At 60.2% G+C, this 9,882-nt stretch carries 11 protein-coding genes; 3 read left to right on the forward strand and 8 right to left on the reverse strand.

The genetic code is table 11. The features are described from left to right. The 4 genes from QT222_RS12835 to QT222_RS12850 form a co-directional block, all read right to left on the reverse strand. On the reverse strand, positions 1-1,028 hold a 1,028-nt coding region (locus QT222_RS12835; protein WP_491477400.1), incomplete at its 3' end, for an ABC transporter permease. After that, positions 1,025-2,584 carry an ABC transporter ATP-binding protein gene (locus QT222_RS12840; protein ID WP_004056979.1) on the reverse strand — a complete coding sequence of 520 codons (1,560 nt, stop codon included), beginning with the start codon at positions 2,582-2,584 and terminating at the stop codon, positions 1,025-1,027. The genes QT222_RS12835 and QT222_RS12840, both read right to left, overlap by 4 nt. A gap of 260 nt (positions 2,585-2,844) precedes the next feature. After that, positions 2,845-3,969 (reverse strand): BMP family lipoprotein, encoded by a 1,125-nt coding sequence (locus QT222_RS12845; RefSeq protein WP_004056978.1) that lies wholly within the window; start codon positions 3,967-3,969, stop codon positions 2,845-2,847. 207 nt (positions 3,970-4,176) lie between these two features. Beyond that, the gene (locus QT222_RS12850) at positions 4,177-5,538 is read right to left on the reverse strand and encodes a phosphopentomutase/phosphoglucosamine mutase (protein ID WP_491477401.1); all 1,362 of its coding nucleotides are present in this window, start codon (positions 5,536-5,538) and stop codon (positions 4,177-4,179) included. A 141-nt stretch (positions 5,539-5,679) separates the two neighbouring features. Between QT222_RS12850 and QT222_RS12855 the strand changes: the two genes are divergently transcribed. Both QT222_RS12855 and QT222_RS12860 read left to right on the forward strand, forming a co-directional pair. Continuing rightward, complete coding sequence (locus QT222_RS12855; protein ID WP_004056976.1) at positions 5,680-5,964, forward strand: acylphosphatase; 285 nt, start codon at positions 5,680-5,682, stop codon at positions 5,962-5,964. 90 nt (positions 5,965-6,054) lie between these two features. Continuing rightward, complete coding sequence (locus tag QT222_RS12860) at positions 6,055-6,294, forward strand: DUF8132 family protein (RefSeq protein WP_004056975.1); 240 nt, start codon at positions 6,055-6,057, stop codon at positions 6,292-6,294. Between the two features lie 45 nt (positions 6,295-6,339). Here the strand turns inward: QT222_RS12860 and QT222_RS12865 are convergent, their stop codons facing one another. The 3 genes from QT222_RS12865 to QT222_RS12875 form a co-directional block, all read right to left on the reverse strand. Next, positions 6,340-6,783: a DUF7960 family protein gene (locus QT222_RS12865; protein WP_004056974.1), complete on the reverse strand. Its 444-nt coding sequence runs from the start codon at positions 6,781-6,783 to the stop codon at positions 6,340-6,342. A gap of 449 nt (positions 6,784-7,232) precedes the next feature. Beyond that, complete coding sequence (locus tag QT222_RS12870; protein WP_004056973.1) at positions 7,233-7,910, reverse strand: winged helix-turn-helix domain-containing protein; 678 nt, start codon at positions 7,908-7,910, stop codon at positions 7,233-7,235. A gap of 335 nt (positions 7,911-8,245) precedes the next feature. Further along, entirely contained in the window at positions 8,246-8,632 is a 387-nt protein-coding gene (locus tag QT222_RS12875) for a hotdog family protein (RefSeq protein WP_004056972.1), read from the reverse strand. Positions 8,633-8,824: 192 nt separating this feature from the next. Between QT222_RS12875 and QT222_RS12880 the strand changes: the two genes are divergently transcribed. Further along, positions 8,825-9,478 carry a hypothetical protein gene (locus QT222_RS12880; protein WP_004056971.1) on the forward strand — a complete coding sequence of 218 codons (654 nt, stop codon included), beginning with the start codon at positions 8,825-8,827 and terminating at the stop codon, positions 9,476-9,478. 72 nt (positions 9,479-9,550) lie between these two features. On the opposite strand, the gene QT222_RS12885 is transcribed toward QT222_RS12880, so the two are convergent. Next, positions 9,551-9,882: SRPBCC family protein (locus tag QT222_RS12885; protein WP_491477402.1), on the reverse strand; the 332-nt coding region annotated here is incomplete at its 5' end.

Genomic DNA, 9,882 nt, shown 5'->3' on the forward strand with positions numbered 1-9,882 from the left:
GGGTTGTTCCCCGCGAGAATGGAGACGGTGATGCCGTCGAACCCAAGAGACGGAACGTCAGTGAGCCAGTTTCCGATGACCATGAGAACCCAGATAGCCCCGCCGATGCCGCCAAGCGCACCGGAAAGGAACATGCTGGTGACGGTCGTTCGCTTGGCGTCGACACCGCCGTACTCGGCGGCTTCTGGCTGTTCACCGCTCGTCCGCAGGTCGTAGCCGAACGACGTCCGTTCGAGCAGATACCAGACGGCGACAACCAGGGCGAGACCGAACACAAGCGCGAGAATCGAGAAGTCGCTGCCTTTCGGAAACGCCACCGGAAGGAGTGTCCCCCAGTCCGGAATCGGCGCTGTCTCGATGACCTGCGAGTCGGGGTTGCGGAAGAACTCGCTGACGAGCACCTTTGCGATGCCCGCCGCGATGAAGTTCAGCATGATGGTCGTGATGACCTCATTCGCATCGGAGTAGGCCTTCAACGCACCCGGAATCGCGCCGTAGAGACCGCCGACTAACGCGCCCACGAGAACGGCGAGCGGAATCAGGATGATGCCACCAATGATGCCTGCCGGAAGGAACGGTGCGATGAAGACCGCGAACAGCGCCGTCGCGAGCCCACCGAGGACGAGTTGTCCTTGCGTCCCGATGTTAAACAGGCCTGCACGGAAGGCGACGGCCACCGAAAGCCCGGTGAAGATGAGAAGCGTCGTCTCCTTGAGCGTGAAGGCGAGACCGAAGTTAAGCGGGTTCCAGTTCGGATTAAACAACGCGGGGTCGTCCAGAAGGAAAGGTTGGCCGAGCGCTCCGTTGAACAAGACGAGGTACACATCAACCGGGTCGTAACAGAAACCGACACCGAACAGTGTTGTCGCTGCCGTCTGACATGTGGCGACGCGTCCCGAAACGAGGACGATGGCCGCACCGATGAGCGTCGCCATGACGAGCGCGGCGAAACTAATGAGAATCCGTTCGGCCACCGAAGCGTCCGTGAGTCGCCGAAGGACGGTTTTTACCCCTCCTCTCGCACTCATTGAACGTCACCTACAGGAGTTTCCGTACTGGTTTCTACGGATTCGGGTCGTTCACCGGCCATAAGCAAGCCAATCTCTTCTTCGGTGGTGTTGCGTGGGTCTACGATATCCATGAGTTCGCCGTCGTGCATGACGCCGAGGCGGTCGGAGAGTCCCTGTACCTCGTCGAGTTTCGAGGAGACGAGGAGGACCGCCTTCCCCTGTCGTCGGAGGTCCAAGAGACGCTCGTGGATGAACTCCATCGCACCGATGTCCACACCGCGCGTCGGATGGGTGGCGACGACGAAGTCGGGTTCGCGCTCGAATTCGCGGCCGACGATGAACTTCTGCTGGTTGCCGCCCGAGAAGGACTCGGCGTCTGCGTCGGCGTGCGGTGGCCGCACGTCGTACTCGTCGATGATTCGCTCGGTGTGGCCGCGCGCGCCGGGCCAGTCAATCTGTCCGCCCGAGGAGAATTTCGGGTTGTGTTGACTACCGAGGATACTGTTCTGGACGAGGTCGAAGTCCATCACGAGTCCTCGCTCGTGGCGGTCTTCGGGGATATAGGCCATGCCGTCGTCGATTCGGGACCGGCGAGACGCACTGGTGATATCCCGTCCTTTGTAGGTGACTCGCCCGTCGGTCGGGGTTCGGAGGCCGGTGATCGCCTCGACAAGTTGTGACTGTCCGTTGCCGTCGACGCCGGCGATACCGAAGACTTCGCCCTCTCGAATATCGAACGAGACGTCGGAGACCGCCGGAATCCCGCGGTTGTCGTCCGCGTGGAGTCCGTCGACCGAGAGAATCTCGGTACCCGGCTCGTTCGGTTCGGCCTTCGGTTCGAGAAGGACTTCGCGACCGACCATTAGTTCAGCGAGTTCCTCGTTCGAGGTCTCGTCAGCCTTCACCGTCCCCACGTTCTTCCCGTTGCGGAGAACGGTGATGTCGTCGGCGGCGTGCATCGCCTCGCCGAGCTTGTGGCTGATGAAAATAATCGTCTTGCCCTGCGCTGTGAGTTCCTCGAAGACGTGGAACAGTTCTTCGACCTCCTGCGGCGTGAGAACCGCAGTCGGCTCGTCCAGAATGAGGATATCTGCACCGCGATAGAGTGCTTTCAGAATTTCGACGCGCTGTTGAACGCCGACACTTACGTCTTCGATAGTGTCGTCGGGGTTCACGTCGAATCCGTATCGGTTCGAGAGGTCGATGACCTCTTGGCGCGCGCGCTCCCGGTCGACGGTCGTTCCGAACCACTTTCGCGGTTCGTTGCCGAGGACGATGTTCTCGGCGACCGTCATGGGGTCGACCAGCATGAAGTGCTGGTGGATCATACCGATACCGGCGGCGATTGCATCCGCAGGGGAGTCGAAATCCCGCGGTTCATCATTAACGTAGACGGTCCCCTCTGTGGGTTCATAGAGCCCGTAGAGGATGTTCATCAACGTCGTCTTGCCGGCCCCGTTTTCTCCCAGAAGTGCGTGCACCGTGCCGCGCTCGACGGTCAGGTCCACGTCGTCGTTGGCTACGACGCCGGGGAACCGTTTGGTAATTTCGTCGAGATGAACAGCGGTGCTCATCTTAACCCATTTTTCGGGGGGGTTTGCTTAAACTCGTGGTATTCGAGTCGCCGCGGGAGTCGTCCACACGGTTTGTCGCGCCGATTTACGGGAGATTCGAATTGTTCACCAAATCATCATTTCCGCCGGTCGATACCCACAGAGCTTGTCGGAGGTGTCGGGTCGACTCACACCAGAGTTCAGGAGTCGAGATGGTGAACGCTCGGTGCAGTCGCTCCATGTAACACGCGTCGAAAGAAAACCGTGCGTCGTGTCGCCGCTTATTCGGTCGTCGTCGGGACTTCGATGTCGCCGGCGATAATGGACTCGCGGGACTTCGTGAGTTTATCCTTGACTTCCTGCGGAATCTCGGAGCCGAGTTCGTTACCGTAGACGGCGGCGATACCGTCTTCTTCGAGGCCGAGCGTCGTGACAGAGCCACCCTTGAACTCGTCGTTCACGACGTTTCCGACAGACGTGAAGACAGGCGTCTCGACGCGCTTGACCATCGATGCGAGGATAACGTCGGCGTATTTCGGCTCGGTCACGGACTGGTCGGAGTCGACACCGATTGCGAACTTACCCTTCTCCTCTGCGGCTTCGAAGACACCGAGACCGGTCGCACCCGCCGCGTGGTAGACGATGTCCGCACCCTTATCGTACATCGAGACGGCGATTTCCTTCCCCTTCGCGGAGTCGGAGAACGACCCGGCGTAGGCGACGTCAACCGTAATTTCCTCGTCAGCGTGCTTCACACCGGCTTCGTAGCCGGCCTGGAACTTCTTGATAAGCGGGGCGTCGACACCGCCGACGAAGCCAACGCGCTTCTTGTCGGGCGTCGTCTCGCCAGCGCCAGCAGCGAACTCCTGCGTCGTGAGCAGTCCGGCGAGATAGCCAACCTGGAAGGAGCCCTGTTCCTCACGGAACACGTAGCTTGCGACGTTGTCCAGCTCAGGAAGCTTGTCGTCGACGAGCATGAACTTCTGGTCCGGGAAGTTCGGTGCCGTCTCCTTCAGCGCGGACTTCTGTGCGAAGCCGATACACGAGACGAGGTCGTAGTCCGGACTCGTCGACTGCGCGAAGCGACGCTGGTACTGCGGGAACTCCTCGGACGCAGACGGCTGTGCTTCTTGGTACTCGATTCCGAGTTCCGTCTTCGCCTGCTCGATGCCCCGCTTTGCCGCGTCGTTGAACGACTTGTCGCCGAGGCCGCCGAGCGCGTAGACCATTCCGACGTTGGCCGCCGGAGCGGATCCATCGGTCGTCTGTGCGTCCGTCGTGGTTTTCTCGTCACTACCGTGTTCGGTCGTCGTGGTTTCGCCGCCCTCGCTTGGGCCGCCAGTACACCCTGCGAGACCCGTAATGCCCGCAATCCCTGCCGCTTTAACAAAAGAGCGTCTGTCCATATCTATGGTCACCTATTGAGATAGCGGCTCCGAAAATTGCATAAAGGTGTCGTTTCGGAGTTCAAAGCCATCAGATGTCCGAACTCAACCACCAGAATGACAAATGAATTCAATTTGTTCCGTGGTGACAGCGTCCGGGAAGGGCAGAATGTTCCGATAGCGCAAGATTGCGGTGACGGCGTCCTGCAGGACCGGAAACGGCCCAGCCTATGCGTGTTCGATTTCTGCTTCGACGACGGTCGTCACCTCGTCGACGAGCGCATCCACGTCGTCGGCCTCCGCGTAGACGCGGATGTATGGTTCGGTCCCCGAGGGCCGGACGAGCGTCCACGATGCGTCGGCGAACTCCAGTCGGACGCCGTACTCGGTGTCGACGGACTCGGGGTCCATCGCGTCCGGGAGCGACGTTTCGAGTGCTGCCATCGCGACCGCCTTCTTTTCGTCGGGGCAGGAAACGCTAACCTTGCGGTAGGGGCGCTCCGTGACCGGCTCACGCAGTCCGTCCATGCCGGACTCGGCCGCGAGGCGGGCAATGAGTGCCGCGGAGGCGACGCCGTCAATCCAGCCGCCGAGAGACGGATGGATGTGCTTCCACGGTTCGGCCGCGAACACCACGTCGCCGCCGTCGGCACGGGCGCTGGCGATACCCTCGTGGAGTGCGCCGAGGCGGACGCGCTCAACCCGGCCGCCCGCTTCGCGGACGCGCTCGTCGATGCGCCCGGATGCGTTCGGCGTCGTGACGATAACGGGGTCAGAAACGTCGGAAACCCGAACGTAGTGCTCGGCGACGATGGCGATAATCGTGTCCTCGTGGACGATTTCGCCCTCGTCGTCGATGATGACGATGCGGTCGGAGTCGCCGTCGTGACCGATACCGAAGTCGAAGTCGCCCTCAGCGACGAACGCTCGAAGGTCCATCAGTGTCTCGGGCGTCGGCTTCGATTCGCGACCGGGGAAGTGGCCGTCGATTTGCGCGTTCAGCGTGACGACGTGAGCGCCGAGGTCGCAGAGTACCTGCGGCGTGCCGAGTGCGGACATGCCGTTTCCGCAGTCGACGGCGACGCGAAGACCGTCGAGGTCCGAGCCATGCTCGGAGGCGAAGTCGACGATAGTTTCGCGGTAGTCGTCGAGGACGCCGCTCGTTCCACGTGCGCCCCAGTGGTCCCACTCGACAGGGTTCGCACTGGACTCGACGCGAGTTTCGATGCCTCGTTCGAGGTCACGGTCGTACTCCTCGCCGTCGACGAACATCTTGATACCGTTGTCGGTCGGCGGGTTGTGCGAGGCGGTGAGCATGATGCCGCGGCGGCCCTGCGAGGCGAACGCGAGCGCCGGCGTCGGAACGACGCCCACGCGGGTCACGTCTGCACCGGCCGAGAGCAGTCCGGCCTCGACTGCGGCGGCGAGTCCCTGCCCGCTCGTTCGTCCGTCGCGGCCGACGACGAACTCGGCCGAACTGTCCGATTCGAGTGCGGCGAGACCGGCGGCGCGGCCGACGTCGAGGGCGAGTTCCGGTGTCACTCGCTCCGTCACGCTGCCGCGAATACCGGCGGTGCCGAAGAGTTCCATAGTCCAGCGTTGGGAGGGTCGCACTTAGATGCTGACGGTTTGCGGGATGCGTGAGAGGCGAGCGCACGGCCGACTCGACGCTCCCGTGGCCAGTTCTGTGAGACGTCACGCCTTTGCCGCCGGACGACGAATCGTCGGCGCATGAGCGAGAGCACGCGAACACGCGCACACGTGTACGTGTCCGGTCACGTTCAGGGCGTGTACTACCGAGCGACGACCCGCGACACCGCCCGTGACCTCGGCGTCGACGGGTGGGTGAAGAACCTCTCTGACGGCCGCGTCGAAGCCGTTTTCGAAGGGCCGCGCGACGATGTGGAGTCCATGGTCCAGTGGTGCCACGACGGGAGTCCGATGGCCAGCGTCGACGAGGTTGACGTGACCTACGAGTCACCAGAGGGAGTAACGGGATTCCGAATCGAGCGGTGAGTTCCGGATAATCGCGTCTCGTGTCGTACCATCGGTAACATCAGTGAGACGGCCAAATCGTTCAAGAGGCGGTCAATGAGATGTGGCCGCATGAACTTCCGGAGCGACACGCGCGCAATCGGCGTCGCAAAGCTGTTTTTCACCCTCGTCACGAGCGTCGGTCTCGGTCTCTCGATGGGAACCTCGTTTCTCATCGTCCGCGGACCGTTTCTCGGCGGTCCCACGCTCGACCCGTTCCCGATGATGGGCGCGCTGGCCGTCTTCATCGTCGGTATCGTCGTCTTGACGTGGGGAACGACGCGACTCTTCGGCGTGGGGAGCGGCGCGTAGTTCGCCCCGACCGTGAAATGGGGTGCGTAGTTCGGCGACGGAGCTTCAGGCGTGCTGGTCGACGCCGAGTTCGGCCATCGCGCGGATGACGACGTGTGCTTCGACGAGGTCGCGCTGTTCGACCATCGGGTTGTCCGCGTTGCCAACGACCTCGTGGGCCTCGGCAAGCAGTTGCTGTTCCTGTTCGGTCTGGTCCGGTTCGTCGCGGGTGCTGTTCAACAGTGCCTCGAAATCCTCGCGGATGCTGAAGTCGGCGCGCGCAACGTTACAGCGCGAAAGCGGATGTGTATCGAGGTCGAGAACCAACGCTGAAACGAGTTCCCAGTCGCTCTCACAGAACTGAAGCGTCACGTCGCCGACGATGTCGCGCCACGCGATGGGTGCGGCGTTCTGCATCAGTGTCACTGCCCGCGGCGGGACAGCGATTCGAGTGACTGTCTTCGGGTCGTCGCAGAGACAGCACGGTTGGTCCGTCCTGCCGGTGTACATACGCGGGGTTAGGAGAGGGGGAAGATGTACCTTCGGGCTAGAAGAGACGATGTTTGGGTGCGGGGACAGTCTGAAGAGACTCTCAGCTACGAGTGGCGAAACGAAAGGGTTCGAATCCGGGGCAGGGATGTCGAACCCCCAAGAGGCACAGGGGCGCGACCAACTGATTGGCTGGCACTGAAGCACGCGTTGGGCTGGCTGAATGTTCTGTGGCTGCGACAGCGGCCACGCCATATTATTAATTGTAAACCATAGATAAAAATCTTCGTTCTAGTGGACTACCAAACACTATATCCGACTATATAATTCTGTATTTCAAAATCTAGGCCCCATTATGGCTAGAATGCCAATACCATTTAGTCCCGGCGCGCAGAGGATAGCCACCGCCACTGACCACAGCTTCGTTGTGATACGAATTCTGGATGGAAGGTGAGACCCGAAAGGGAGACTTACGAATCGAGTGCCATAGTCGTCAACTGCTGGCAGGTCTCTCGAAGGTCGCTGATGACGGTGTCGAACTCCACGTCGAGAGAGACGAGGAGTTTTACTTCGTCATCGAGCGGAATCCGGACAACGAGGGTCTCCTCGATTGCGAACGCGACGAGGTCGGGTGCACCGATGGACAACTCAGCTAATGGTTCGTCGAGTGCTTCTTCGTTCGTGAGTGTCGAGACGAGCGTCTTCATCGTCTCTTCGTCGTAGCGGTCTGCAAGCGAAGGCGAGAAGAACCGAACCCACGTCTGGACGGGTTCACACCAGACGACCGCGCGAAGCGAATCGCCGTACGACAACTCCAGTTCCTCGATTAGCTCGGGAGACGGGAAGTTACCGGGGTCGACGACGGTAACCTCCGCTTCTTGGTCGAGTGCGACCCGTTCGTACGCGAGTTCACCGAGGTCGGTCAGTCCATACAATCGACCTTTCTGCTGGGACTCAGGGACCAGTAGTTCAACGATTTCTCGCTCTCGAAGCTCCGAGAGCGCACGAGACACGTGTGGTTGCGCGAGGTTAGTCTCCGCCGCGATTCGCGACGGAAGCCCAGAGCCGTGCTCCGAAAGGTACCGACACACTGCCCGGCGGTACCGAGAGCTCGCAATGTAGCCTGCGGAGTCCCAGGCGTCAGTCATAGCTGGGAATCACCGTGAATGTTCTTCACCATCATTGACACGTTCTAGGGAGATATGCAATGCCTAGCTGGGTATATCTTTCGAGCGTGAACAATATTACCACAGTTGTAGCATGTTTAAGTTCCCTACACTGGTGGTCTGAGTGAGTCGAAAACGCACCGCACCGTGGTGAAGACGACAGGAGTGTCTGGTCTACTCCAATTGTGTGTTTCTCAATATACTTAAGCGGAGGTTCTGGAGTTCGCTCGTCAGCACTTAGAGAGGAGGAAGTGAAGCAACTAACCTACGACGAACCAAAGACACCAGCACACAGAACGTATCTCTCTGGGAGAGAACTAATCGTCCTTCCAGATTATTCCCTCGACCGTCGCGCCCAACACGGCCTCACCGTTCGCCTTCTCGCACACGACGTCAGACGTGAATTCGTAGCGGTCGTCCCGTTCGACGACCGTGTCGTACGTCGACGAACAGGTAATCGGCTCGCCGGTGTAGACCGGTTGCAGAAATTCGAACTCCATCGTCCGGGCTAACACTTCGTTGTCACCGCCCAACTTCGTGGGAAGCGTTGCCGTCAACAACCCTTGGACCATCACTCGTCCGTCCGCATCCGGTTCGGTATGTCGGGGCTGTGCGTCTCCGGAGAGTTCTGCAAATTGCTGGACATCCTCGACCGTGAACGTTCGCTCGTACGTTTGCGTCTCGCCCTCGACTGGTTGATTCATCTGAATCTCTACTCCATATCACGTGACCCGGTGTAGTAAAACTGTAGTATAATGTAAACGTTAAACAGTGGTAATTATATCGGATGTCCACGGCGGCCCGTCGGAAGCGAACGCGAGTCCGTCGACCGAGTCAGTCTCGGTTGCACAGAGTACCGGGAAGCTTTATCTCAGGGTCTTTTGTCTGTCCGTGTGATGAGCGACGTGTCGTTGTCGAACCTACTCTCGTTTCTCGAAACTGACGACGTAGCGACCGTCGTCGAACGAGTCCGGGCAGCACGTGACGGGAGAACCAAGCGGAGTAAACGCGACGGTCGGATGTTTCTCTTTGCGGCCCCCGCGGGCGAACAACAACCGACCGAAGTTATCTGGGTCGACGTCGAAGCGGCGTTCGACCAACAGACCGTCGAGGCGTTTGCCGAGCGCTGTGAAGGGCGGGGTATCGAGGGAACACTTCTGACCACGGGCGACGAAGAACGTGCCCGAGAGACGCTTGCATTCACCTTTGCGACCGAAGAGCAACTCGAAGAACCAGGGGATACACCCGAAGAGCCGGAACTCCTCGTCGACCCAGAGGAGGTTGACGTACCAATCACCTTGGAGACACTGGACGACCTCGTAGCAGCACTCGAAGAGACCGACCTCGCCGACGAAGTCATCGACGAGTACCACGAACCACACGAACCGGAGTTCGAGGACATCCTCAACGAAATCGACGAAGAAGAAGCCGAGCAGGCGGCAACCGATGCTGAACAGGAATCCGGGTCGGGGTCCGGACTCATTTTCGTTCTTCTCGTCGTCCTTGTCGGTATCGCCGCCGTCGCACTGTTTCTGTTCGGTCCGTTCTGAACCGGGTCAGTTCGTTCTCTTCGTTTCAGCCTATTTAGAGTCTTTTTACCCCGTCTGAGCCTGTTCACCTGTTCAGCCCTGTTTGTTCTTCGCGGACGTTGCTAGCCGGTCGATTCGGCGGAGCGCGGCCACACAGACCACCACATAGGGACCGGCGAGTGGTGGAATCTCGAATGCAACCTCACACCGGTCGATACCAACCGCTTCGACTCGGTGGCCCGTCGCCGGAATTCCGGCGACCCGCCACGTCCATCGGTGGTCGTTGCACGTTTCGATAGTGAACGGAATCCAGATGCCACCGACGCGGACCTCGCCACGACTCCCCGCTTCGTTTTTCCCGTCGACACCGCGAACCGCCGAGACACTCGGTCCCCACTCGGGCCAGTCCTCAACGGAGACTAGCA

It is taken from the genome of Haloferax sp. s1, assembly GCF_058382125.1.